This window comes from Shewanella sp. 8A, assembly GCF_023475945.1.
Classification (GTDB): Bacteria; Pseudomonadota; Gammaproteobacteria; order Enterobacterales; family Shewanellaceae; genus Shewanella; species Shewanella xiamenensis.
This window is the reverse complement of record NZ_JAMDJP010000008.1, coordinates 166,648-191,129: the sequence shown is the minus strand read 5'-3', so window position 1 is coordinate 191,129 and position 24,482 is coordinate 166,648. Positions and strand designations below refer to the sequence as shown.

The 24,482-nt window shown below is 46.9% G+C and carries 18 protein-coding genes and 8 tRNA genes; 18 read left to right on the top strand and 8 right to left on the bottom strand.

From position 1 onward, the window contains the following. Window positions 1-177: 177 nt before the first annotated feature. Window positions 178-2,457 (bottom strand): acyl-CoA dehydrogenase, encoded by a 2,280-nt coding sequence (locus M0413_RS08660; RefSeq protein WP_249553818.1) that lies wholly within the window; start codon window positions 2,455-2,457, stop codon window positions 178-180. A gap of 16 nt (window positions 2,458-2,473) precedes the next feature. Then, complete coding sequence (gene psrA / locus M0413_RS08655) at window positions 2,474-3,112, bottom strand: TetR family transcriptional repressor PsrA (RefSeq protein ID WP_037429545.1); 639 nt, start codon at window positions 3,110-3,112, stop codon at window positions 2,474-2,476. Between the two features lie 218 nt (window positions 3,113-3,330). Here psrA and M0413_RS08650 point away from each other — a divergent pair, with 218 nt between their 5' ends. Continuing rightward, the gene (locus M0413_RS08650; RefSeq protein ID WP_249553817.1) at window positions 3,331-5,193 is read left to right on the top strand and encodes a M2 family metallopeptidase; all 1,863 of its coding nucleotides are present in this window, start codon (window positions 3,331-3,333) and stop codon (window positions 5,191-5,193) included. A 140-nt stretch (window positions 5,194-5,333) separates the two neighbouring features. Here the strand turns inward: M0413_RS08650 and smrA are convergent, their stop codons facing one another. Beyond that, window positions 5,334-5,924, bottom strand: a complete 591-nt coding sequence (smrA, locus tag M0413_RS08645) for a DNA endonuclease SmrA (protein WP_088585638.1) — start codon at window positions 5,922-5,924, stop codon at window positions 5,334-5,336. A 132-nt stretch (window positions 5,925-6,056) separates the two neighbouring features. Between smrA and M0413_RS08640 the strand changes: the two genes are divergently transcribed. Both M0413_RS08640 and M0413_RS08635 read left to right on the top strand, forming a co-directional pair. Next, window positions 6,057-6,632, top strand: a complete 576-nt coding sequence (locus tag M0413_RS08640; protein ID WP_037418700.1) for a YybH family protein — start codon at window positions 6,057-6,059, stop codon at window positions 6,630-6,632. 29 nt (window positions 6,633-6,661) lie between these two features. Next, complete coding sequence (locus tag M0413_RS08635) at window positions 6,662-7,156, top strand: YchJ family protein (protein ID WP_069455011.1); 495 nt, start codon at window positions 6,662-6,664, stop codon at window positions 7,154-7,156. A 117-nt stretch (window positions 7,157-7,273) separates the two neighbouring features. Here M0413_RS08635 and M0413_RS08630 read toward each other — a convergent pair whose 3' ends face one another. The 3 genes from M0413_RS08630 to M0413_RS08620 form a co-directional block, all read right to left on the bottom strand. Continuing rightward, on the bottom strand, window positions 7,274-9,457 hold the full coding sequence (locus M0413_RS08630) for a putative bifunctional diguanylate cyclase/phosphodiesterase (RefSeq protein ID WP_249553816.1): 2,184 nt from the start codon (window positions 9,455-9,457) through the stop codon (window positions 7,274-7,276). A 189-nt stretch (window positions 9,458-9,646) separates the two neighbouring features. Then, the gene (locus M0413_RS08625; RefSeq protein WP_037418691.1) at window positions 9,647-9,934 is read right to left on the bottom strand and encodes a DUF406 family protein; all 288 of its coding nucleotides are present in this window, start codon (window positions 9,932-9,934) and stop codon (window positions 9,647-9,649) included. A gap of 164 nt (window positions 9,935-10,098) precedes the next feature. Continuing rightward, window positions 10,099-10,587 (bottom strand): VC2046/SO_2500 family protein, encoded by a 489-nt coding sequence (locus tag M0413_RS08620; protein WP_047538452.1) that lies wholly within the window; start codon window positions 10,585-10,587, stop codon window positions 10,099-10,101. 125 nt (window positions 10,588-10,712) lie between these two features. Here M0413_RS08620 and M0413_RS08615 point away from each other — a divergent pair. The 3 genes from M0413_RS08615 to M0413_RS08605 all read left to right on the top strand — a co-directional run bounded on the left by M0413_RS08615 (window position 10,713) and on the right by M0413_RS08605 (window position 11,135). Next, window positions 10,713-10,797: transfer RNA gene (locus M0413_RS08615), tRNA-Tyr, on the top strand. Between the two features lie 39 nt (window positions 10,798-10,836). Beyond that, a tRNA-Tyr gene (locus M0413_RS08610) sits at window positions 10,837-10,921 on the top strand. A 129-nt stretch (window positions 10,922-11,050) separates the two neighbouring features. After that, window positions 11,051-11,135, top strand: a tRNA-Tyr gene (locus M0413_RS08605). Between the two features lie 181 nt (window positions 11,136-11,316). Here the strand turns inward: M0413_RS08605 and queE are convergent. Continuing rightward, window positions 11,317-11,985: a 7-carboxy-7-deazaguanine synthase QueE gene (gene queE, locus M0413_RS08600; protein WP_037429538.1), complete on the bottom strand. Its 669-nt coding sequence runs from the start codon at window positions 11,983-11,985 to the stop codon at window positions 11,317-11,319. A gap of 188 nt (window positions 11,986-12,173) precedes the next feature. Between queE and queC the strand changes: the two genes are divergently transcribed. Together queC and rrtA are read left to right on the top strand one after the other, a co-directional pair. After that, entirely contained in the window at window positions 12,174-12,893 is a 720-nt protein-coding gene (queC, locus tag M0413_RS08595; protein ID WP_099458148.1) for a 7-cyano-7-deazaguanine synthase QueC, read from the top strand. Then, complete coding sequence (gene rrtA / locus M0413_RS08590) at window positions 12,890-13,507, top strand: rhombosortase (protein ID WP_249553814.1); 618 nt, start codon at window positions 12,890-12,892, stop codon at window positions 13,505-13,507. The genes queC and rrtA overlap by 4 nt, the downstream gene beginning before the upstream one ends. A gap of 140 nt (window positions 13,508-13,647) precedes the next feature. On the opposite strand, the gene uvrB is transcribed toward rrtA, so the two are convergent. Further along, window positions 13,648-15,669, bottom strand: coding sequence for an excinuclease ABC subunit UvrB (gene uvrB / locus M0413_RS08585; RefSeq protein ID WP_099458150.1), 2,022 nt, complete (start codon window positions 15,667-15,669; stop codon window positions 13,648-13,650). Window positions 15,670-16,748: 1,079 nt separating this feature from the next. Here uvrB and M0413_RS08580 point away from each other — a divergent pair. From M0413_RS08580 to rsxD, 10 genes are all read left to right on the top strand, one after another. After that, window positions 16,749-16,824: transfer RNA gene (locus M0413_RS08580), tRNA-Asn, on the top strand. Window positions 16,825-16,872: 48 nt separating this feature from the next. Beyond that, window positions 16,873-16,948: transfer RNA gene (locus tag M0413_RS08575), tRNA-Asn, on the top strand. 31 nt (window positions 16,949-16,979) lie between these two features. Next, window positions 16,980-17,055, top strand: a tRNA-Asn gene (locus M0413_RS08570). A 45-nt stretch (window positions 17,056-17,100) separates the two neighbouring features. Then, window positions 17,101-17,176: transfer RNA gene (locus M0413_RS08565), tRNA-Asn, on the top strand. Window positions 17,177-17,221: 45 nt separating this feature from the next. Next, window positions 17,222-17,297 (top strand) — tRNA-Asn (locus tag M0413_RS08560). A gap of 202 nt (window positions 17,298-17,499) precedes the next feature. Next, on the top strand, window positions 17,500-19,404 hold the full coding sequence (locus M0413_RS08555; protein WP_099458151.1) for an EAL domain-containing protein: 1,905 nt from the start codon (window positions 17,500-17,502) through the stop codon (window positions 19,402-19,404). A gap of 125 nt (window positions 19,405-19,529) precedes the next feature. After that, complete coding sequence (gene rsxA, locus M0413_RS08550; RefSeq protein ID WP_099458152.1) at window positions 19,530-20,108, top strand: electron transport complex subunit RsxA; 579 nt, start codon at window positions 19,530-19,532, stop codon at window positions 20,106-20,108. Then, window positions 20,109-20,690 (top strand): electron transport complex subunit RsxB, encoded by a 582-nt coding sequence (gene rsxB / locus M0413_RS08545; protein ID WP_011626120.1) that lies wholly within the window; start codon window positions 20,109-20,111, stop codon window positions 20,688-20,690. It begins immediately after the preceding gene. A gap of 3 nt (window positions 20,691-20,693) precedes the next feature. After that, window positions 20,694-23,300, top strand: a complete 2,607-nt coding sequence (gene rsxC / locus M0413_RS08540) for an electron transport complex subunit RsxC (protein WP_249553812.1) — start codon at window positions 20,694-20,696, stop codon at window positions 23,298-23,300. A gap of 80 nt (window positions 23,301-23,380) precedes the next feature. Then, window positions 23,381-24,430 (top strand): electron transport complex subunit RsxD, encoded by a 1,050-nt coding sequence (rsxD, locus tag M0413_RS08535; RefSeq protein WP_249553810.1) that lies wholly within the window; start codon window positions 23,381-23,383, stop codon window positions 24,428-24,430. Window positions 24,431-24,482: the final 52 nt, after the last annotated feature.

The window sequence follows — 24,482 nt, the reverse complement described above, 5'->3', positions numbered from 1 at the left end:
GGCGAGTGCTTCTGAGAGTTGCATAAAAAATCCGATGACATGAGGTCATCGGATTTTGATCTTTTCAGCGAGATCGTCAAGCGATCTGTCTTAACTGATCGGCATTACTCAGTTGAGGTGGTTTTTTTTATCTTTTGTAACAGCGTCAAACTATTGTAGTCGTGCTAACAAATCAGATTATAAGGCTTCAAAATCATTCACATTGATTGCGGCTAAACGTAACTTATCCGCATGCAATAGTGTTTGATGTTCTTCGCTATTAATCGTGCCCTGCTCTAGCGCTTTAGCAAATAGAACCAAGTTTGGTACTTTTGCAGGTAACTCACCGCTGCGCTGTGCTTTTTTAAGCTTTTTGTAAATCTCTTTACAGGCATATTGTGCTACAAACGCTTGTTCTACTTCAGCAATACCACCCACATCGCCTTCAAACTCAGGACAAAGGAAGGTAATGCGCTCACGGGCAGGACTCGGTTTTAACATGCCAGAGACAAGCTCAGTCGCCATTTTATCGCTCGGCGCATTAAAATGATTGCCGATCGGGAAAATGAGTGCTCGCAATAACCAAGCAAATGGACGATTGGGGAAGTTGCGGATCACATCCTCTAGTGCTTTCGCCGCTAAGTGCAAGCGATTAGCCATTACATAACGTACCGCAGGTAAATCATCCTGTTGGCGACCATTGTCTTCAAATAGTTTTAGCGTTGCAGAGCCTAAGTACAACTGACTCAATACATCGCCCATCCGTGCAGACAACATTTCCTTGCGTTTTAAATCGCCGCCCATAATCAACATTGAAATGTCCGTCATAAAGGCCAGCGCCGAAGACAAACGGGACATATCTTTGTAGTACTGTTTGGTTTCGCCACTTACGGGGGCGCTACCAAAACGACTCGCAGTTAAGGCACTAAATAATGCACTGAACGCGTTACGCGTCGCATACCCCATATGGCCCATTAGCAACGAGTCAAAACGCGCAAGCGCCTCGTGCTGATTTTCCATAGCTGCCGCTTCCATTTCGGCCAGAACGTAAGGATGACAACGGGTTGCGCCTTGACCAAAGATCATTAACGAGCGGGTAAGAATATTCGCGCCTTCTACGGTGATCGAAATTGGATTCGACATATAAGGATGGCCGAGGTAGTTTTTAGGTCCTAATTGGATCCCCTTACCCGACTGAATATCCATCGCATCGTTCATAACAGCTCGGCCAAGTTCAGTCATGTGGAACTTCGCAATAGCCGTCACCACTGAGGGTTTGACTTTAAGGTCAATGCCTGTGGTGGTTAAACGACGTGCAGCTTCTAACTGGTAGGTATTGGCAATAATGCGAGCAAGGGCTTCTTGCACCCCTTCAAACTGACCAATCGCCATGCCAAATTGGTGGCGCACATAACTGTAGGCTGTGGTGGTTTTGGTTGCCATATGGCCTGAAGCAGTTGCCAGCGCTGGCAGAGAAATACCGCGACCTGCTGATAAACATTCAACCAGCATGCGCCAGCCTCTGCCCGCAAATTCTGGACCGCCAATGATCCAATCGAGCGGAATAAACACTTCATCGCCCTGGGTTGTACCATTCATAAACGCCATATTAAGTGGATTATGACGACGACCAATCACCACACCAGGATGATCCGTTGGAATCAACGCGCAGGTAATACCAAGATTCTTTTTATCACCTAATAGACCGTCAGGATCGCGCATCTGGAAGGCTAAACCCAATACCGTTGCAACAGGTGCTAAGGTGATATAACGCTTATTCCAGGTTAATTTAAGGCCTAATACCTCTTCGCCGTTAAACTCACCACGGCACACAATGCCCACATCTGGGATTGCGCCCGCGTCACTGCCTGCTTCTGGGCCTGTTAACGCAAAGCAAGGTATTTCATCGCCTTTCGCTAATGCAGGTAACCAACGTTCCTTTTGCTCTTCAGTGCCATAGTGAGTTAATAATTCACCAGGGCCTAATGAGTTAGGTACCATCACAGTTACCGCAGCACTCACGCTACGACTAGCTAACTTGCTCACAATCGTCGAATTGGCATAAGCCGAGAACGCTTTACCACCAAATTTTTTCGGAATGATCAGCGCAAAGAAGCCTTCTTTTTTGAAATAATCCCACAGCTCTGGCGGCAAATCTTTACGATTATGGACAATGTCAAAATCATCGATCATTGTCAGGGCCGTCATGACCTGATTATCAATAAAGTCCTTCTCTTCTGCCGTCAGCGTTGGCTTGCCGTAGCTGTGCAGCGTGTTCCAGTTCGGATTACCGCGGAATAATTCTCCTTCCCACCATACATCGCCCGCTTCCATCGCTTCGCGCTCAGTATCGGATAATGGCGGTAACACTTTTTTGAAAAAATGGAAAACTGGCTGGGTGATAAATTGCATTCTGAGGCTTTTTACTGCAAACAGCGCAATAACAGCTATCAGGGCAATAATTATAATCGTCAACATAATCAAGACCTTTTTATTAAGAAGCTACGGGAACTGATACGCCCGCGGCCATGTAGGGGATCACTTTACGGATCACGGCTTCAATATCGTTGTGCTCGCCAAATTCGGCCGCAGCAATATCGTTTAAGGCGTCAGCTGAAGCCATAGTGAAAACGATTGTGCCGAGGGTAAAGTGTAAGCGCCAAAACATTTCTGCCTGAGGAATATGGGGAGCACTGGCCGATACCGCCTTCACAAAGGTATCTAGATGTTGTCCATAGTGGGTGGTGATAAACCAGCGCAGATGCCCTTGGCTTTCGATATAGCCTCGTCCAAGTAGCTGTAGGAAAATCGTGGTACCTTCCGTGCGCAAGTCATTTAAATCCAATAACGGATCGACTAACGCCGATAAAATATCCTCTAGCGAAGCCTGAGAGGATGCAGTATGTAAACGTTTTATAGCCGTCGATGCTGCGGGCATAAAAACGTCTAAATAGCGGGCTAACACTGCACGGATTAACTCTTTTTTAGAGCCAAAGTGATAATTCACCGACGCTAAATTGACCTCTGCCTTGCTAGTGATAAGTCGTAATGACGTCTCAGAAAAACCTCTTTCGGCAAAGAGTTTCTCTGCAGCATCAAGTATTCTTGTTTTTGTATCAGATCGACTTGCCATTCCGTGACCTTGAATTAATTTAAAACACTCGTTTAAATTAAACATTGGTATGGTCATTGTCAAACGAAAAATGACCAAATAAGCTGCGTCACAACAACGAGGCTTAACAAGCCAATCACAGTGATTGCAAAAAAGAGCCAAAAGCCATCAAGTTTTATTCAAAATACAATCCACTTAGGTAGAATGTGCAACACAAAAACAACAAAGGACTGCGATACATGGTTATTCGATTGAATCGTCCCACAACACTTGCGCTCACTATCGCGCTAACCTTAGGCTTAACCGCATGTAACGATGCACAAAGCAAGGCCGAAGCTACCGCCGCTAAGCCTACTGCTAACAAAAATGCACCCGATAAAGCTCAAGCCATTGCCTTTATTCAAGATGCTGAAGCGCAAATGGCGCTGTTATCCATTGAAGCGAATCGTGCCGAATGGATTTATAGCAATTTCATCACCGAAGATACCGCAGCATTATCGGCCGCAGTGGGTGAAAAAGTCAGCGCCGCGTCCGTCAAGTTCGCCACTGAAGCCGCAAAATATGCCAATGTTGAACTTGATCCCGCCAATGCCCGCAAACTAAATATTCTACGTAGCGCACTTGTGTTACCTGCGCCGCTGGATCCCGCCAAAAATGCTGAACTGGCGCAAATCAGCTCCGAGCTCAATGGGCTCTACGGTAAAGGCAAATATTGCTTCGCCGATGGCAAATGTATGACGCAACCTGAACTGTCTACCCTGATGGCGGAATCACGGGATCCCGCTAAATTACTTGAAGCGTGGAAAGGCTGGCGTGAAATTGCAAAACCAATGCGTCCGCTATTTCAACGTGAAGTTGAACTCGCTAACGAAGGCGCAAAAGACTTAGGCTACGCGAATCTGTCCGAGTTGTGGCGCAGCCAATACGATATGAAACCCGATGAATTTTCACAGGAATTAGACCGTTTATGGGGACAAGTTAAACCCCTCTACGAATCCCTGCATTGTTATGTTCGCGGCGAGCTGAATAACGAATACGGTGATGCCATTGCGCCGAAAACAGGCCCGATTCCGGCACATTTGCTAGGGAATATGTGGGCGCAGCAATGGGGGAATGTGTACGATCTCGTCGCCCCGAATGATGCCGATCCTGGCTATGATGTGACCGAGCTACTTGAGCAGAAAGGCTACGATGAGCAGAAGATGGTGAAACAAGCCGAAAGCTTTTTCACCTCTTTGGGCTTTGCGCCGCTGCCAGAAAGTTTTTGGAGCCGCTCTTTATTCTTACAACCCAAAGATCGCGACGTAGTGTGTCACGCTTCCGCGTGGGATCTGGATAACCTAGATGATATCCGCATCAAAATGTGTATCCAAAAAACCGCTGAAGATTTTACCGTCATTCACCACGAACTTGGACACAACTTCTATCAACGTGCCTATAAACAACAACCTTTCCTATTTAAAAACAGTGCCAATGATGGTTTCCATGAAGCCATTGGTGACACGATCGCGCTATCTATCACCCCAAGCTATCTAAAACAGATTGGTTTGCTCGAAGACGTACCCGATGCTTCGAAGGATATTGGCTTACTGCTTAAACAAGCTCTGGATAAAATCGCCTTTCTCCCCTTTGGTTTGATGATCGACCAATGGCGTTGGAAGGTATTTAGTGGCGAAATTACCCCTGCGCAATATAACCAAGCCTGGTGGGAATTAAGAGAGAAATACCAAGGCGTTAAGGCCCCGACTGACCGCAGCGAAGCCGATTTTGACCCAGGTGCAAAATACCATGTGCCCGGTAATGTGCCTTATACCCGCTATTTTCTCGCGCATATTCTGCAATTCCAGTTCCACAAGGCGCTGTGTGAAACGGCTGGAGACAAGGGCCCTGTGCATCGATGCAGTATTTACGGCAATCAAGCGGCTGGAGAAAAACTCAATAAAATGTTAGCGCTTGGTGCAAGCCAACCTTGGCCCGTTGCCTTAAAAGAAGTCACAGGAACGGAAATAATGGATGCGAGCGCCGTACTCGATTATTTTGCGCCACTTAAAATCTGGCTTGATGAGCAGAACAAAGCTGCGAATCGTCAATGTGGCTGGTAATTAAGCCTCAGGTGCGAGTCATATCCACGCCTTAAACTAAACCAATAAAAATGCCCAACGATGTTGGGCATTTTTTTAAGCTCCAGTATTAACGTCTAACGCTCGCGACAATCAGAGAAATCAATGCGTTCGCAAATCCATTAACGCCAACCCATTCCCTTACGATTTGCCTCTTTATTCTCAATCTTAAGCTGCTCGGATTTAGTCAACATCACATATAAGGCGCCCGTGCCGCCCTGCTCGGTTTTCGCAGAATGGTAGGCAAGTACCATATCAAGCTGAGATAACCAGTGACATACCGCTGATTTAAGCAATCCAGCCACGGGTTTACTGTTATGGCCTTTACCATGAATGAGCATCACACAACGTTCCCCATGGGCCTGCGCCGCTAACAAATAATTGAGTAACGCATCTCTGGCCTGACTCAAACGGTAGGCATGCACATCTAACTCCATTTTAATACTGTACTGCCCCAGCCTTAAGCGCTTAAAAACAGCCCCCTGAACCCCTTCACGCTTAAAACTGGCTATATCATCGGATGCCATAATCGGGATCAAGCTTAAATCCAGCGGCATACAAGCCAAATAAGCCTCACGTTGCAGCGCATCACGGCGCTGAATTTGCTCATCCGTTAATGCCTTAGGTTGTAAATTCACCACCTTGACATCACCTTTAAGTGGCACAACTCCCGCCATTTCTTCAAAAAATAGTGCCGATTCATTATCCAGCATGGCAAGCTCCTCCACTCTTCACTCTCAGTGTGCACTTTTACAACAGAAACACACTTTGTAAACATTCACCCCTTTAGTTCAGCGGGCACCTCCATTATAGTGGCGCCATGAATGCTTGATTAGAATAATGTAATGAGATTTTTGCTGCTAGCCCTGATATGCCTATTGTCGCTGCCGAGTTTTGCGACCCCCTCAAAAGCCAAGACCAGCATGACAACAGATCAATTGATAAATGCGAATTATCCTTTGTTTACTCAAGCATTTAATGAACTTAATCACGACGTCACTGCCGAGATTTATGCGAAAGACGCAAGTTATCTGTCAGAAAGTCAAAGTAAAGAAATTTATTACGGCCGTGATAATATTGTCGCCATTTATCAACGCTTTTTTGATAAAATCCGAACCAAAAAGGCCCGTATCGATATCGACTTTCGGGTGCTAAACCGCAAATTATCAGGCAACAGCGCGTTCGACACAGGCTATTATTTAGTGCGTTTTTATCCCGCCGAAGAGACTGGCGAACCCGTGAGTGAATTTGCAGGCAAGTTCGTCATTGGCACACAAAAAGACACCCAGCACCGCTGGAATGTCACCCTTGATATGAACAATCGAGCCGAGCCTAGTTTTTATTTGAATGCGAAGCCTGTGCCAAATCTTTACTATGGCCGTCAGTTTCCCCCGTTACCTGACAGTAAAAAACCAAAGTAATAATCTTTATTATTGAGCAAGTTACACTCATGACACCAGAAGCCTATTGTCCCTGTGGCAGCCAAAAACCTTATCAGCACTGTTGTGAAACTTTGCACCTTAATGTTGATTCTGGGACTCAAGTGGCCATCAGTCCCGAACAACTAATGCGTTCACGCTACTGCGCATTTGTGTGGAAAAATTTTGATTACATTATTAAAACTCACCATGTAGACTTTCTCGATGGCTTAACCTTCGAACAACTACAGCAAGGCCCACATCCACATTGGTTAGGGCTTGAGGTCTTAGCTGCGAATGAAAAAATCTATCCCGATGGTACTCAACGCGGCAATGTGACCTTCAAAGCTTGGTATAAACTCGCGGGTGAGATTGATGCAATCTATGAACGATCTGAGTTTATATTTGAACAGGGCCGTTGGTATTATACCCAAGGACAACAAATGCAGGCCAAACGCCCTGGGCGCAACGATCCCTGTGTTTGCCAGAGTGGTAAGAAATTTAAACAGTGCTGCTTAACACGATAGTTGTTGATGACAGTATCGACTCATAAAACTATCGATTCATAAAACAATCGACTCATAAAATAAAGGCAATCAATTGATTGCCTTTATTTTTTCATCACACCAATACGAACATCTGGTTTAGTGGGCGATAAAACTCGATTGTTTCGCGGCCAGCAAAAACTGCGCAAACTCGGGTTCTCGCAGGGCTGGACTGTATAAATATCCCTGTGCCTGATGACACAAACTCTTGGCTAAAAACGCCTCCTGCTCAACGGTTTCTACCCCTTCTGCGGTCAAGGAAATATTGAGCGCACTCGCCATCGCAATAATGGCCGAGACGATTTCTTGGCTTTCGCGGCTAATCGTCAAATCTGAAATAAACGAGCGATCGATTTTTAACTTACTGATAGGAAACTGTTTAAGGTAGCGCATCGAGCTGTAACCCGTCCCAAAATCATCGATAGCCAAGCCTACCCCCAGTTCAGCCAACTCCTGACACAATAAGGTCGCATGGCGAATATCGCCCATGAGTTCCGTCTCTGTAATTTCTAAAATTAAGGTTTTGGGCTTTAAACGATAACGGGTCAAGAGTTGCCATACTTGTTCATACAAATTACCACTAAAAAACTGCCGCGGAGACACGTTAACATGCATGCTAAGATCGGCATTGTGATGCTGCCAAATATTCAATTGCCGACAGGCCGCCTCTAATACCCAACTGCCTATCGCATTAATCATCCCCGATTGCTCGGCAATATCAATAAACGCGCCGGGATATAGCACGCCTCTTTTGGGATGATGCCAACGAATAAGCGCTTCGGCACCGATATAAGTTTGCTGTTCGAGATCCCTTAAGGGCTGGTAATAAAGCTCAAATTGTCGACCGCGAATAGCACTATGCAAATCGCGTTCAATTTGCGCATCTTCCTTAAACGCACTCAGCAATGTACTGTTAAAGACTTGAATTGCTGTGCCCTTTTTCTTCTTCGCATATTGCACTGCAATATCGGCGCAGGTCAGTGGTGCAAATAAATTTGCCACCGAGGCAATATCAACCACGGCCAGTGCGGGTTTAGGTTCCACTTGTTCACGGCCAATTAATATCGGCATGGCTAAATGCTGGTATAAGCGGGTGCTGATATAACCCAAATCATAAACTGCGTTATCGTCGGTCAGTAATACCGCAAACTCATCACTACCGACACGAGCGATTTCAGTCGCTTTGTTGATGTCTGAAAAATGCTTTAAGCGCCGGCCAATCTCAATCAACAGGCTGTCGCCATTTTCATGACCATAAGTATCGTTAAAACGCTTAAAGGCGACTAAATCGACTAGCAACAGTAGCCCATGTGTTGTTCGCTCGAGCACTCGATTAAAGTGACTGCGATTGTTAAGTCCAGTCAAGCTACAACGCCACGCCAGACGTTCCAACTCCGCTTTGTAGTTATGCTCATCCGTACTTTCTTCACCCGACACTAAAGCGTAATGATTGCCTCTATCGGTGATAAATTGGCTCACAACATATTTCAGCCAATAACGACTACCATCAGCACGATTAAATTGCACTTCACCTTTTGCCAGTTCACCTCTGAAAATTTTTGCTAAGGTCTGCTCAGCTAACGCATTGTGCTGTTTGAAAAAAGTTAAATCACGTAAATTAGTGCCAACGCTCCTGCTGCGCGAAATACCACTAATATCCTGATGGGCTTGGTTAACGTACTCCACTTTTTCAGTGTGCAAGTTAATCAACATAGTCATTTGACGAGATTGTTCTATGGCGCAGCGAAAAAGGCTGAGACGTTCTTCTTTATCGTAAGCATGTTTGGTAGCAAGAGTGAGGGCTAATTGATCGGCCATTTGGCAAGCCAGATGAATTTCACTATCGTGCCAATGGTGTGTGAGCTGCGCACGCTCAATGCAGAGCACGCCCTCAAGATGGCCATTGATACGGATGCCAACTTCGAGACTAGATAAAATTTGGCGTGGAATAAAATAACTATCGACTAATTCTGTCAACCGCGGGTCAATAAGCGTATTACCAGCATCTATATGTCTGTGATTTTTTAGTTCATTTAAATAACGCGGCACCGTTTGCAGCAGTTTAGGACGGTAGATGTCCTGCAGCGCCATCGCCCCAAACTGGGCGACGAGAGATTGGGTGTTTTGCTCGGCAGAAAAAATCCACACCGACACCAAGGAGACCGCTAAATTCTGACACAGTAGCTCTGTCGCTAACTCTGCCGTCTTAGTGAAATCACCCTGCTGCTTTGCCGTAGAATGGACTAAAGACTCTAATAAGTGTTGATGCTGACGTCGCTTCACTCTGATCCCTACAAAACTTCGTGTTGGGTAAAACGATACTGCTGCGACTAACACACTAAAGATAGGAGTGTTAATGGAGCCGATTTATCATTGTTTTTGTTGACGCAGATTATACTATCTACATTTAAAACCGCAACATCGGCCACACTTTATTACAAATTAACCTCGACTTGTATCACAGGGGTTGCGCTATAGACCATTCTCTAACTGGAAAATCATTTTTTCGACACTGACATCAAATACCAGTTTGAGCGTCACCCCCGTTTCACCTCGAGTAACGCTCGCTTGCGTGTGTCGAAAACGTGTCTGAGCACGCTCAACCATCTTTGCCGCCTCATTTTCCGCCTCGCCACCCGTAAACTGCAACTCAAGCACAGTATCTTGTTCATCAATCACAGCACCGATGTCGACAAAGCTGCCGCAATCGGTACATGTGTCGTTTACTGTGGGGGTTTGTCCTGCAATGATACCTTTCATAGGGTTATCCTCTCTAATGGTCTCATGTTAAAAACTCAACATAAGCGATTCAACATTAATATCACTAACGACTAATTATAGGGAATGATGATGAGAGAGACTCTGGTATTGCTCACGCTTATTACCCGAAATAATACCTTTGATAATAAATAGCCTCAGTAGCATTAAGCACTGGTTAAGCGTGGGATCAAATTACGTTGGATCGCCAGTTGATCGGCAAAGTGCATGATTTCAACTTGAGGAGATGGCAATTGTCCCCGCTGACGCAAGCGAGTTGTAAACTCACAGTTACTTAAGGCTTCGGCGATGGCGATGGGTTCACCACCTCGGATCACTAATGCTTCCGGTCGCAAGGCCTGTTGCAATTGAAATGCTCTTGCCCCTTGCTGCATAAACACGGCGCTATTGTCGATAATATGATTGTCTGAGGATAAATCCGCCACTAACGTTTGTTTTGGTGGTAATTCAAACTGACGTTGTAGTTTTTCGGCAGTATCGAGTTCTTTTTGCCATTGAAACTGCGCCATGTCCCTCGCGTCAGCAGACAATAGCGACAGCAACAGGGCAAACTCACCTCGCCTGTTGTGTTCGATTGCCGCATTTAAGCGGGAGCCAATTTGGGCTTCATTGATTAAAGGAACATCGATTTGCATAAAAAAACATCGCTAAAACAACTCGTTGTCAGTTAATCGACCAGTTGAACAAGAACTTTAGGAAAATTTTCATATTTAGACTTTACATGCCTAAGGTTTCTGACTACTATGGCGGCCGCAATTGAGGAGGGGTTCCCGAGTGGCCAAAGGGATCAGACTGTAAATCTGACGGCTCCGCCTTCGAAGGTTCGAATCCTTCTCCCTCCACCATTTGCACTAACAATTAGCGATGCTATAAAAGATACTCGTGGAGGGGTTCCCGAGTGGCCAAAGGGATCAGACTGTAAATCTGACGGCTCCGCCTTCGAAGGTTCGAATCCTTCTCCCTCCACCACTTTTATCTTCTGTTGTTCGTCAATCGTTAGTCTGCTGTAAACTTGCTTTACCCTTAAATCTGGCCAAGATTTAAGATAACTTTAAAATCAGACTCGATGAGTAAGACTAAAAGTTGAAGAAAATATGTGGAGGGGTTCCCGAGTGGCCAAAGGGATCAGACTGTAAATCTGACGGCTCCGCCTTCGAAGGTTCGAATCCTTCTCCCTCCACCACTCTTTCTCATATCACGCTATATACCGCTTTATTCCCCAAGTTTTCTTTCTAGCATTCCACCTTATCCAAAGTTATTTTTTATCGCTTACTTAAGACTATTGTCTTTAATTCATAGATTTTGCTGATAAAAAAACGCCCCATTCGGAGCGTTAAAGAAAAGTGCACAGCGCTAAGTAGCGATTAATCGATATTCAAGTACTTATGGGTCTGAATCGATAAACGCCAGTTGCGGGCAATACACACCTTCATCGCTAATTCCGTTGCCCTTGGTTTTTGGCTGATGGGTTGCAGACAAATAGTTTTCCCTGACACATCAATCCCTTTGAGTAACTCATCGAGTTCGTCGATATGATGTTCGGTCGCTATCGGATGCTTTATCTCGTTGGCGCGGGTCAAGGCCTGCGCTAACACCTTATAACCCCCTTTCATATTGATCTTGGGCGAGACAGTCACCCAGGTATCAGCATCACACTTCACCTCAAAGGTGCCACTGGTCTCGATTTGAGTGGCAAAGCCGGCAGCATGGAGCGTGTGGGTTAATTCATGCAGATCGTACATGCAAGGCTCACCACCAGTGATCACCACATGGCGCGCCGTATATCCCTTAGCGTTGAACGCCTCGATAAGACTCTGCGCCGTATGGTTAGCCCAGCGCCCCACGGAACCATCGACGGTAATCACTTGTTCGGGTGACACCTTGTTTTCCTCAAGCAGATCCCAAGTCTGTTTCGTATCACACCAAGCACATCCCACAGGGCAACCCTGTAAACGCACAAAAATGGCGGGCACTCCGGTAAAGACACCTTCACCTTGAATGGTTTCAAAGACTTCGTTGACTGGGTAATTCATGCTAGCGTTCCGTTTTTCTGGGGCGGCAGTTATAGAGGATTTTAGCTGCAGCTGCAAGTTTTTACCGCCTCAGACAGAGTGATACCAAGAGCGATATACCCGTCGCCACGCGCCAGCAAAGAGTTTGCAAGCCCTAGCGCCTGAGTTACACTTACGCCCTATTTTATGTGTCAATTTAAGTGGATCCTATGTCAGCAGCATCAGTTTCAAAGGTGGTAGTGGTTTTCAGTGGCGGACAAGACTCAACGACTTGTCTTATTCAAGCCTTAACTCAGTTTGATGAAGTCCACGGGATCACCTTCGATTATGGTCAACGTCACCGTGAAGAAATTGAAGTTGCTAAATCCCTCGCCAAGCGCTTAAAGATCACTAGCCATAAAGTGATGGATGTGAGCTTACTCAATGAGTTAGCGATTTCAGCCCTCACCCGGGATGCGATCCCCGTATCCCACGAGTTGATGGAAAACGGCCTGCCCAATACCTTTGTGCCTGGGCGTAATATTCTGTTTTTAACCCTAGCGGGGATCTACGCCTATCAGTTAGGGGCTGAGGCGATTATCACCGGCGTGTGTGAAACCGATTTTTCGGGTTATCCCGACTGTCGCCACGACTTTGTCCGCGCGATGGAATCGGCACTGGTGCAAGGCATGGATAAAAAGCTTGAGATCATCACTCCGCTTATGTGGCTCAACAAAGCCCAAACCTGGGCATTAGCCGATAAATATCAGCAGCTCGATTTAGTTCGCCACCATACCCTGACCTGTTATAACGGCATTATTGGCGATGGTTGCGGTGATTGCCCAGCCTGTCATCTACGCAAACGAGGCTTAGAGGATTACCTGCAAAATAAAGCAGAGGTGATGACCTCGCTCGACAAGGCAACTGAAACGGGTAAACCGCAGGCGTGAGACTGGTGACGTTAACAAAACTCGGCCCCTATTGGCTGGCGCTTGTCGTCAGTCTGCTCTGCGCGCTCTTGTATGTTACGGGACTTTTTACCCCAAGCGTAGATAATCTGCTCGCCTATCGACGCAGCGATATCAGTGACGGCCAGTGGTGGCGCCTGATTACCGGTAATCTACTACATACCAATCATTGGCACCTGCTGATGAACCTCGCGGGATTATGGGTAGTGCTGTTTTTGCACCACTTTCATTACCAGCTTAAGGGATTAACCGCGCTGTTTATCCTGCTTTGTCTGTTTGAAGGCATTGGTCTGTATTTAGGTTACCCACAATTATTTGGCTATGTGGGCTTGAGCGGCATGTTACATGGCCTATTTACCTTTGGTGCAGTGCAGGATATACACCGCAAAATCCGCTCGGGTTATTTGCTGCTGCTCGGCGTGATAGTCAAAGTCGGCCATGAACAGTTTTATGGCGCCAGTGATGATGTGACCGCCATGATTGGTGCACGCGTGGCCACCGAGGCGCATTTAGTCGGCCTGATCTGTGGCTTAGTCTGCGCGCTTATGGTGTTTGTGTACCAACGAAGCAGATTCGCCAAGGAAACGCAGCGCTAATACCTCAAAGTTTGATTAATCCATACAAAAAAGCCGCCTCATATTGTTATGTTGGCGGCTTTTTATTAGGTAGTGAAGCTTGGTATCTGCTTGATTAATAACGCAGTCCTACGTCTAACTCAGCTAAGACACAGATTGAGTTAAGCCGTTATCAGCAACTCACGTAAACGTTTCACCTCATCACGCAGGGCCGCCGCCTGTTCAAACTCCAAGTTACGCGCATGTTCATGCATTTGCTTCTCGAGCTTGTCGATATCATGGCTCAGCTGCGCAGCATCTGCATGATAACGTTTGGCTTTAGGCTCAGCGACTCTGCCAAGGGATGCTTGACCATAACCCTTTTCAGACTCTCTGCCATCGTCCACATCCATCACATCGGTAATACGCTTGACCACGCCTTTTGGCACAATGCCATGCTCAAGGTTGTAGGTTCGCTGTTTCTCACGGCGGCGCTCGGTTTCGCCCATCGCCTTTGCCATCGAGTTGGTGATGCGATCGGCATAGAGGATCACCTTACCATTAACGTTACGCGCGGCACGACCAATGGTCTGGATAAGCGAACGCTCCGAACGTAAAAAGCCTTCCTTATCTGCATCCAAAATACAGACGAGCGAGACTTCCGGCATATCTAAGCCTTCGCGCAGCAAGTTGATGCCGACCAGCACATCAAACTTACCGAGGCGCAGATCGCGGATGATCTCCACCCTCTCTACGGTATCGATATCTGAGTGCAAGTAGCGGACTTTGACGCCGTGTTCATCGAGGTATTCAGTTAAATCCTCCGACATGCGCTTGGTTAGGGTGGTGACAAGCACCCGCTCGTTGACGGCGACGCGTTTGGCGACCTCAGAGAGCAAATCGTCCACTTGAATGCCAACGGGGCGCACCTCCAGCTCAGGGTCGAGCAATCCTGTGGGCCGCACAACTTGTTCAACAATCTCGCCGCCACTCTTATCCAATTCATAGGGATTTGGCGTCGCCGACACATAAATCGTCTGCGGCATTAACTGCTCAAACTCTTCAAACTTCAGCGGCCGGTTATCCAACGCCGAGGGCAAACGAAAGCCATATTCCACCAAGGTCGTTTTACGGGAACGGTCACCCTTATACATGGCACCAATTTGTGGCACGGTGACATGGGATTCGTCGATAACCAATAAACCATCAGCGGGTAAGTAATCGAGCAGCGTTGGCGGCCCCTCGCCGGGGGCGCGTCCTGATAAATAACGGGAGTAGTTTTCAATGCCGGAGCAATAGCCTAGCTCCACCATCATTTCAATGTCGTATTGCACACGCTCGTGGATACGCTGCGCCTCAATCAACTTATTATTGTCGAGCAGATATTGCTTGCGCTCACGCAGCTCTTGTTTAATCAGCTCTGTGGCTTCAAGGATCTTTTCCCGCGGCGTCACATAGTGGGTCTTAGGGTACACTGTGGTGCGAGCGATACGTTTAACAATCTGCCCCGTTAACGGGTCAAACTCGCTTAAGCGCTCAATCTCATCGTCAAATAGCTCTACCCGAATCGCGTAGCGATCTGAGTCGGCAGGGAAAATATCAATCACTTCGCCGCGAACACGAAAGGTACCGCGCTGCAACTCGATATCATTGCGGGTGTATTGCAATTCACTCAAGCGCTTAAGAATATCCCGCTGTCCCATGGTATCGCCCTGGCGCAGGTGCAATAGCATCTTGAGGTAAGAGTCAGGATCGCCAAGACCATAAATCGCCGATACCGAGGCAATCAGCACCACATCCTTGCGTTCCAGCAGGGCTTTAGTGGCCGAGAGCCGCATTTGTTCAATATGGGCGTTTACCGAAGCATCTTTTTCTATAAAGGTATTGGATGCGGGGACATACGCCTCGGGCTGATAGTAATCGTAATAGGAGACAAAATACTCCACCGCATTATTGGGGAAAAACTCTTTCATCTCACCATATAACTGTGCGGCGAGAGTCTTATTTGGCGCCATAATAATGGTCGGTCGCCCAAGCTTGGCAATCACATTGGCGATGGTGAACGTCTTACCAGAGCCCGTCACCCCTAATAGGGTTTGGCAAGCAAGGCCTGATTCGAGGCCATCAACCAATTTAGCGATGGCTGTGGGCTGGTCACCTGCGGGGGCAAATTGGGATTCAAGCTGAAAAACAGATTCTGACACGCGCTACATATCCTTGTGGTTAGTCGAACCATTCTAATCAAGACACAGATTAAGCTCCAGCAGTTATCTTATAATCAACCTACACTGAACATAAACGCCAATGTAACAAGTAGTAACTTTTATCAAATGTAATTAAATTACAAACCATTTATCTCCAATGTTGGGGATGGAAAATACTCCTCAATCCCGCATGGTTTCTCGCTTATTTCGACTTATCAACAAATTCTGTGGATAACCCTGTGAGTTGCGACTTAAAACAAGCGGCAAACCCTTGGTGCACGGGCGATGGACTTAAATTGCACTATTTTGGCGATAAAAATATTAATCCTTAAATTTCATATAGTTGACAATTGCAAGTCTTATCTTTTTTAGCATAAATTTAAGTTGCAATTTTGTAAGCAGATGAAAGTCCTTCCTTGTGTATTAATTTGGCATTAATCCTGAATTCCAGTGCATTTTATCGTCAGTTTGAGCACTAAAACGCCGTAGTCAAAAAGTTTCACTTTGCTGCAATCAAATGGTCATCTTGATGTTTAACGGCGCTCATCTAGTGACTAGAAAGAGGATAATGCCCGAGTTGTGGCTCTATTCGCCTAAACGTCAGTGCTCACCACTCACGCAATAGACTCAGCCCAGATAGCATCATCAACATTATAACGAGGTAAGAGATTATCTATGCGGGCAAAATCTTTTCTGAGTAAGGGTTCGCATCTGCCGGAATCCGCATAGACTTTGTTTGCTATTAGTTCCTGTAAACATTCAGCCAATTTTGCACTTTCGTGTATTTATTCAATGCCGTAGTGATTTTGATGCTCAAGCGACGGATCTTTAAGCAATTGAAGATATGAGCCAGCCTTTAAGCACTTTTCATTGACAAATTTTATGGTACCGAACAGCGCTATCTTGCGAAAAGTTAAGTTATTTCTTCATCAAAATGCTGATTTCTACACCATGATGCACATTAGATGAGCACTTAACAGCATAATTACACTTTTTTTAGTAACTCGAGTTGACTCCTCCAACAGAGCGTTTTACTATGCGCTCCGTTCTCAACGAGTCATCGAGACGATTAAAGCGATTCCCCTGTAGTTCAGTCGGTAGAACGGCGGACTGTTAATCCGTATGTCACTGGTTCAAGTCCAGTCAGGGGAGCCACTCTTTAATCTTGATAATCAATGAGAATACAGTTAGATAACTAATGATTCCCCTGTAGTTCAGTCGGTAGAACGGCGGACTGTTAATCCGTATGTCACTGGTTCAAGTCCAGTCAGGGGAGCCACTTAGTTAGCAAGCTGATACGTTAAAACGATTCCCCTGTAGTTCAGTCGGTAGAACGGCGGACTGTTAATCCGTATGTCACTGGTTCAAGTCCAGTCAGGGGAGCCATTTTAAGGTAATATCCAAAGTCGATAGCAATATCGCACCCTCTACTCCCCTGTAGTTCAGTCGGTAGAACGGCGGACTGTTAATCCGTATGTCACTGGTTCAAGTCCAGTCAGGGGAGCCATTTTAAAGTAATATCTAAAGTCGATAGTCATATCGCACCCTCTACTCCCCTGTAGTTCAGTCGGTAGAACGGCGGACTGTTAATCCGTATGTCACTGGTTCAAGTCCAGTCAGGGGAGCCATTTTATTTCACTTCATCTGTTTTTTATCCTACATCTAACGCTTGTAGATCACGCTTTTCATTTCTGTTTTGCCTTAAATACGGTTACACTGTGAGCAGTTTGTTAACCAAAATACCGTGTATCATCACGCAGATAACGGTGTTATTTCAAATCTCATGCAATATCTTATTGCAAATACTTTGACATATTGAGAGCGAATTTTATGGCGATGTCTAAATCGTATCCCATTTTTTTGTTGCTGATCTTTTTAGGCCTTTTTGGTTGGATTTATCAAAGCGAAAATCACCAGTTGCAGGCAGAACAACAGCAGGAACTCAATAATTTCAAACAATACATGGTCAACTTTGACCAGTGGCAAGGTAATGGTAGCGAACTTTACCAACGCCTCTCCGAACATTACCCTCTGCAATTTTTTCAATATATTGATGATACTGATGGGCAACTTAATTACACTCAAGGTGAACTCAACGCCCAAATGGCGCACCCACTTGCGGGGTTATTTTCCTTAGATTTGTCACATACACAAAAGCTGCCTGCGGGTCGGTTACAAGTTAAGTTGAGTGTTAACCAAGCCATCGAAAACGCCATTGCCAATACCCAGCAGCTAGGATTCTCATTGCTGCTCGCTTACATTGTATTAGTTGTTGTTTTTTTATTACTTATCAATAAATTAAAATCTTCTATCCGTTATGCTGCCGATTATATTATGCATGTTCCGGAGTTGAGTTTTTCAGCCATAGAGTCTTCTAGACTGAATGGCGAAATGACCCCCGTCAGATTAGCGCTTGAGGAATGCCGAACAACGTTAAAATCACGAGTCGATAGCCTCACACAGGAAAACCAGAAACTGCATAAAGTGGCTTATCAAGATCCCATTACGGGGTTTGGCAGTCGTCCTCGTTTTACCTCCAAGTTGGAAAGTATTAGCAATCGTGCGATTCCTCAACTCGGATTAATGGCCATGGTTAAGGCGACTGAGCTAGCTCATATCAACCAACTGCAAGGGCGCTCAGCGGGTGACGATTATTTATCGAATGTGGCTAATTGCATTCGTAAAGCCTGTTCAAAATATCCCGATGCAGAGTGCTACCGCGTTTCCAGTGCCGATTTTGCGATTTTTTTGCCAGATTTAGTGTTAAAGGATGGACCTAAGTTTTTAGATCAACTGAAAATTTTCCTTGATGAATATCAACAGATGATCAAAGCAGAATCCGCGGCACATATCGGGCTTGTCCCATACCAACAAGGGACAGATCCCGTCAATTTGCTATCCCTTGCAGATACGGCTGTCAGCATAGCGCAAACCCTTGGTCCTAACAGTTATCATATTCAAGAAAAGCTCAATGCGGATCAGCAATTTGGTGACGACCGTTGGAAACTGGCAATAAATGACCTAATCACCCGCCAAGCGCTTAAATTTTTCCAACAACCGATTCAACCTTGCCGTAACGATGTCGAGGTATATCGCGAGTTGCTGGCACGCTTCTACAATAGTGAAGGGAAGTTTTTACCGACCACCACAGTCATTGCCATGGCGGAGCGCCATGGAATGAGCACAGAATTAGATAAACTAGTGGTGATCACTACATTAAAAATGCTTAAAGAAAATCCCACCATTAGCGGCAATTTTGGCATCAACATCAGTGCCTTTTCAGCGCATCAAGAACTGTTTGTTGGCTGGTTAAAGGATATTCTTGGTAAGCATAAATATATCGCTTCACGCTTAGTATTTGAGATTAACGAATCCGGTATGCAAGCCAATTTAGGGGCGAGTTATAAGTTTGTACGTGAAGTGCATAGCGTAGGTTCGAGGGTATCAATTGAGCGTTTTGGCATGAGTTTTACCTCGTTCAAATTCTTCAGCGAAGTGCGCCCAGACTACATTAAGCTTGATGGTAGCTACACCTCGGCGATCGATGAAGACAGCAATAACAAATTCTTCGTGCGTATGATGGTAGACGTTGCCAGACGTATTGGTATCCGCGTAATTGCGACCAGTGTTGAGCGCCAAGAAGAAAAATTAACCCTCGAAAAACTTCTCGTTGATGGCCTCCAAGGCTATTACATTGCTCAGCCACAGGCCATCACCCTAACTGATCAAATTTAAACCAATGCAGGGTTAATCAAGCATGCATATTTACAGTAAAGATAGTTAACCCTGCATTCTATATGTTGTTTATGCAAACGGAAAAGTCGATAATACGGCCAAGATCCGTTTAGACAAGTATTGAGATGAGTGAATATCTCCTGTTGTTGATCAGCACTGTACTGGTCAACAATTTCGTATTAGTGAAATTCTTAGGCTTATGTCCATTTATGGGGGTCTCCAGCAAACTGGAGTCCGCTATCGGTATGTCTATGGCGACCACTTTCGTGTTGACCTTGGCATCCATTCTCAGTTACCTAGTGAATCAATACCTATTATTGCCTTTTAATCTCAGTTATCTGCGTACCATGAGCTTTATTCTGGTGATTGCGGTGGTAGTGCAATTTACCGAGATGGTAGTGCAGAAAACCAGTGCAGCCCTACATCGCGCACTGGGAATTTATCTGCCGCTGATCACCACTAACTGTGCAGTATTAGGGGTAGCCCTATTAAACGTGAACGAAAAACACGATTTTATTCAATCTGCTATCTATGGTTTTGGTGCTGCGGTGGGTTTTTCCTTAGTGTTAATTCTGTTTTCCGCGATGCGAGAACGTTTAGCGGCGGCCGATGTGCCCATGCCGTTTAAAGGCGGTGCTATCGCCATGATCACCGCGGGCCTGATGTCATTGGCCTTTATGGGATTTACAGGATTGGTTAAATAGATGTCCACCATGTTAATTGCCGTTATCTTATTGACCCTATTGGCATTGTTCTTTGGGGTATTACTCGGATTTGCCGCCTTAAAATTTAAGGTTGAAGGTAATCCTATCGTCGATGAACTCGAAGCGATTCTGCCACAAACTCAATGCGGTCAATGTGGTTATCCCGGTTGTCGTCCTTACGCCGAAGCCATTGCCAATGGCGATAAAGTCAACAAGTGCCCGCCCGGCGGCACTGCGACCATGGAAAAACTCGCCAGCTTAATGGGGGTCGAGCCAGAGCCGCTCAACGCCGAGGCTCAGTCCCAAGTCAAAAAAGTCGCCTATATTCGCGAAGATGAATGTATTGGCTGCACTAAATGTATTCAGGCCTGTCCTGTCGACGCCATTATTGGCGCGGGCAAACTCATGCATACCGTGCTCACCGCCGACTGCACAGGTTGCGATCTCTGTGTCGAGCCCTGCCCCGTTGACTGTATCGATATGATCCCTGTGGGCCAAAATCTGAAAAACTGGAACTGGCGCTTAAATGCCATTCCCGTGACTCTTATCCAAGAGACCCCGCACGAAGAAAAGAGAGGATAAGCGGTGCAGACTTTATTAGATCAATTAGATAAAGGAACCCTTTGGCGCTCACCTGGTGGCATTCATCCGCCTGAAGTCAAATTCCTCTCAAACACCACACCAATTAGCCAACTACCATTAGCGCAGGAATACCTCGTACCTGTGCCACAGGTGGGCGAAAACTGCACTCTTGCAGTCAAAGTGGGTGACAAAGTATTAAAAGGCGCGCCATTAACTCAAGGTACCTCAATTTGGCATTTGCCCGTGCACGCGCCAACCTCTGGTACTGTGGTCGCCATTGAGCCAAGAGCTAGTAACCATGCCTCGGCCTTGCCGGTCAATACCTGTGTGATTGCTGCCGATGGTGAAGACCGCTGGTGCGAGTTAACGTCAGGCTCAATTGAGCTCAGCAATCAGGAGATGATTGCCAAAATCCATGGCGCAGGGATAGCCGGCATGGGTGGCGCCGCCTTCCCAAGCCACATTAAGCTCAATCCCGTCAGTGAAATTGAATTAGTGATAATCAACGGCGTGGAATGCGAGCCTTATATCAGTGCCGACGATCGCTTAATGCGCGAATACAGCCAAGACATTCTGGCGGGGATTGCGATTATCCATCGCCTTTTGTCGCCAAAACGCATTGTGATTGCTATCGAAGACAACAAACCTGAAGCCATAAAGGTGATGCAACAGGCGGTGAGTCAATCTACGCTCCCTGCCGGCAGCACTCGGGTAACGGTGATCCCAACGAAGTATCCCTCTGGCGGTGAAAAACAGCTGATCCAAATCATCACCGGTCGTGAAGTGCCCTCGGGCGCCATTCCCGCTAAGCTTGGGATTGTGGTGCATAACGTGGGAACCGCCTTTGCGATTCATCAAGCCGTGACCCAAGGAAAACCGCTGATTGAACGTGTGGTTACCGTGACGGGGCAAAATGTGGGTAAACCTGGCAACTATTGGTTACCCATAGGCACGCCCGTTGAGCATGTGCTCAAGCAAACTGAATTTAATGCCGAAGCCGAGCAAAAAGTGATTATTGGCGGGCCAATGATGGGCCACGCATTGCCAACCATCCAAGTACCGATTTTAAAGGGCACAAACTGTATTTTGGTCCCGAGCAGTCAAGAGATTGGGATAACTCCAGAGGAAAAGGCCTGTATCCGCTGCGGCGAATGTGCCAATGCCTGCCCTGCTCTCTTGCTACCACAACAACTGTTTTGGCATGCAAAAGCCGAAGAATATGACAAGGCGGCCAGCTACAACCTAAAAGACTGTATCGAATGCGGTTGCTGTAGTTATGTGTGCCCGAGTGATATTCCACTGGTGGAATACTACCGCATCGCTAAATCGGCACTAAAACAAGCCGCCGATGAGAAGCATCAAGCCGAGCGCGCCAAACTGCGCTTCGAGGCGCGTATTCAACGCCTCGAAGAAGAAAAACTCGCCCGCGAAGCCAAGGCTAAAGAAGCCGCTGCGCGTCGCCAAGCGACCATGACCTCAACGGATAAGAGTGCCGTTGCTGAAGCTATGGCGCGGATCGCGGCCAAAAAGGCAGCAGCGGCAGAAGCCACAACCGATAACGCGACGGTCGAGGTCGTTGTTGCTGATACGAGCAACACAGAAGCGCCTAAGGGTAAAGCGGCTGTTGCCGCCGCAATTGCTCGCGCTAAAGCCAAGAAGGCGGCTCAAGGGGCGGATGATGCAGAATCGTCAAAGCAAGCAGTCTCTTCTGAATCAAGCAAGCCAACGGTTCAAGCCGAGTCTTTATCACAAAAAGATAAAGTCGCCGCCGCTATCGCTCGTGCCAAAGCGAAAAAAATGGCATTGAAGGCCGACTCGGATGCCAATGGCGATACTGAAGCGACTGTCAATGCGAATCAGCCAGTAGCAGAAACGGCTACGAGCACAGAGGCGGATGACAAAAAAGCCAAAGTCGCTGCTGCCGTCGCCCGCGCAAAAGCCAAAAAGGCCGCCGCTCAGCAGGCTGAATCGACTGACGTTGCCGAGATTGAGCCCAAGCGAGCAGCAGACGCTAAGCAAAAGTCACGCTCTGACGTTGAATCACGCAATGAATTAGGCTCAGCCGCTGAACTAAGTGCGCCGCTTAGCCCTGAAGATGAGAAAAAGGCCAAGGTCGCTGCTGCCGTCGCCCGCGCGAAAGCCAAAAAAGCCGCCGCACAGCAAGCTGAATCGAGTGATGTGGCCGAAGTTCAGCCCGAGTTAGTCGCAGACGCTAAGCAAGAGTCAGGCTCTGACGTTGAATCACGCAATGAATTAGGCTCAGCCGCTGAACTAAGCGCGCCGCTTAGTCCTGAAGATGAGAAGAAGGCCAAGGTCGCAGCTGCGGTTGCTCGCGCGAAAGCCAAAAAAGCCGCCGCACAGCAAGCGGATTCGAGTGAGGTTGCCGAGGTTCAGCCCGATTTAGTAACAGAGGCTAAGCCAGAGTCAACCAATGAGTCAGGCTCTGAACCAGACTCTCAATCAGGCAATGAATCAAGCTTAGTCGCTGAACCAAGTGCGCCACTCAGTCCTGAAGATGAGAAAAAGGCCAAGGTCGCTGCTGCGGTTGCTCGTGCTAAAGCCAAAAAAACGGCCAGAGAAGCGAATGCGATCAGCGATGCAAATGAATAGCACTGCGGATTTTAACCTCAGTGCTTTAAAAATGATTAGCTTAAAAATCAGTGACTCAAGATTAGATAAAAGGGATCACAATGGCGTTTAAAATAGCCTCATCACCCCATGTTACCCGTAACTTGCATACATCAACGGTTATGCAAAGGGTTATTTTATGCTTGTTACCCGGCCTTGTGGTGCAATGCGCCTTTTTCGGCTGGGGCACACTTATTCAAGTGTTACTGGCGATTATCGTGGCCCTAAGCTGTGAGGCTGCGGTGATGAAACTGCGTAACCGCAGCATCAAAGCGAGCTTAAGCGATAACAGCGCCATGCTGACGGCAATCTTAATTGGGGTTGCAATCCCGCCACTGGCACCTTGGTGGATGATCGTGATGGGCACCGCCTTTGCGATTGTTATTGTTAAGCACCTCTATGGCGGCTTAGGCCATAACCTGTTTAACCCTGCCATGGCTGCCTATGTGTTGCTACTGGTGTCGTTTCCACTACAGATGACCAGCTGGATTGCGCCAAGTACCGTTGCACTCAATACCCCAAGTGTTATCGATAGCTTGCAACTTATCTTCAATGTCGGTGCCCATGGTGGGATGGATCAATTCCGTTTAGGGATTGATGGTATCAGTATGGCAACGCCGCTCGATACCCTCAAAACCGATTTGTCACTAGGGCTCACCACCACTGAAAGTATGACCAAAAGCATATTCGATGGCGGCACTGGCGTAGGTTGGTTTTGGGTCAATTTGGCGTATCTCGCTGGCGGGTTAGTGCTGCTTAAATTAAAAGCCATTCGTTGGCACATCAGTACTGGCGTCTTGGCAGGATTATTTGTGGCCTCGAGCATCGGCTTTTTACTGTCGCCCGATATGCAGGCAAGCCCGCTGTTCCATTTATTCTCGGGTGCGACCATGCTCGCCGCCTTCTTTATTGCGACCGATCCTGTCACCGCCGCCACCAGCCCACGCGGCCGTTTGATTTTCGGTGCTTTAATCGGTGTCTTGGTATATATCATCCGTACCCAAGGCGGTTATCCCGACGCATTTGCTTTTGCTGTATTGCTCGCCAACCTGTGCGCGCCATTTATTGACTATTATGTGCGTCCGCGTGCCTATGGCCACTCAGCGGGCTAGACCTGTGAAATAGAGAATCAAGCGAGCTTGAACAAAGACTCTTGAGGAAAAA

Bases quoted from the DNA above. Each gene is read 5' to 3' on its own strand.
- M0413_RS08635 (WP_069455011.1), top strand. From the start codon at position 6,662: ATGACACCAGAAGCCTATTGTCCCTGTGGCAGCCAAAAACCTTATCAG.
- psrA (WP_037429545.1), bottom strand. From the start codon at position 3,112: ATGGCAAGTCGATCTGATACAAAAACAAGAATACTTGATGCTGCAGAG.
- M0413_RS08650 (WP_249553817.1), top strand. From the start codon at position 3,331: ATGGTTATTCGATTGAATCGTCCCACAACACTTGCGCTCACTATCGCG.
- queC (WP_099458148.1), top strand. From the start codon at position 12,174: ATGTCAGCAGCATCAGTTTCAAAGGTGGTAGTGGTTTTCAGTGGCGGA.
- smrA (WP_088585638.1), bottom strand. From the start codon at position 5,924: ATGCTGGATAATGAATCGGCACTATTTTTTGAAGAAATGGCGGGAGTT.
- M0413_RS08640 (WP_037418700.1), top strand. From the start codon at position 6,057: ATGAGATTTTTGCTGCTAGCCCTGATATGCCTATTGTCGCTGCCGAGT.
- rsxD (WP_249553810.1), top strand. From the start codon at position 23,381: ATGGCGTTTAAAATAGCCTCATCACCCCATGTTACCCGTAACTTGCAT.
- rsxA (WP_099458152.1), top strand. From the start codon at position 19,530: ATGAGTGAATATCTCCTGTTGTTGATCAGCACTGTACTGGTCAACAAT.
- M0413_RS08620 (WP_047538452.1), bottom strand. From the start codon at position 10,587: ATGCAAATCGATGTTCCTTTAATCAATGAAGCCCAAATTGGCTCCCGC.
- M0413_RS08555 (WP_099458151.1), top strand. From the start codon at position 17,500: ATGGCGATGTCTAAATCGTATCCCATTTTTTTGTTGCTGATCTTTTTA.
- M0413_RS08625 (WP_037418691.1), bottom strand. From the start codon at position 9,934: ATGAAAGGTATCATTGCAGGACAAACCCCCACAGTAAACGACACATGT.
- rsxB (WP_011626120.1), top strand. From the start codon at position 20,109: ATGTCCACCATGTTAATTGCCGTTATCTTATTGACCCTATTGGCATTG.
- M0413_RS08660 (WP_249553818.1), bottom strand. From the start codon at position 2,457: ATGTTGACGATTATAATTATTGCCCTGATAGCTGTTATTGCGCTGTTT.
- queE (WP_037429538.1), bottom strand. From the start codon at position 11,985: ATGAATTACCCAGTCAACGAAGTCTTTGAAACCATTCAAGGTGAAGGT.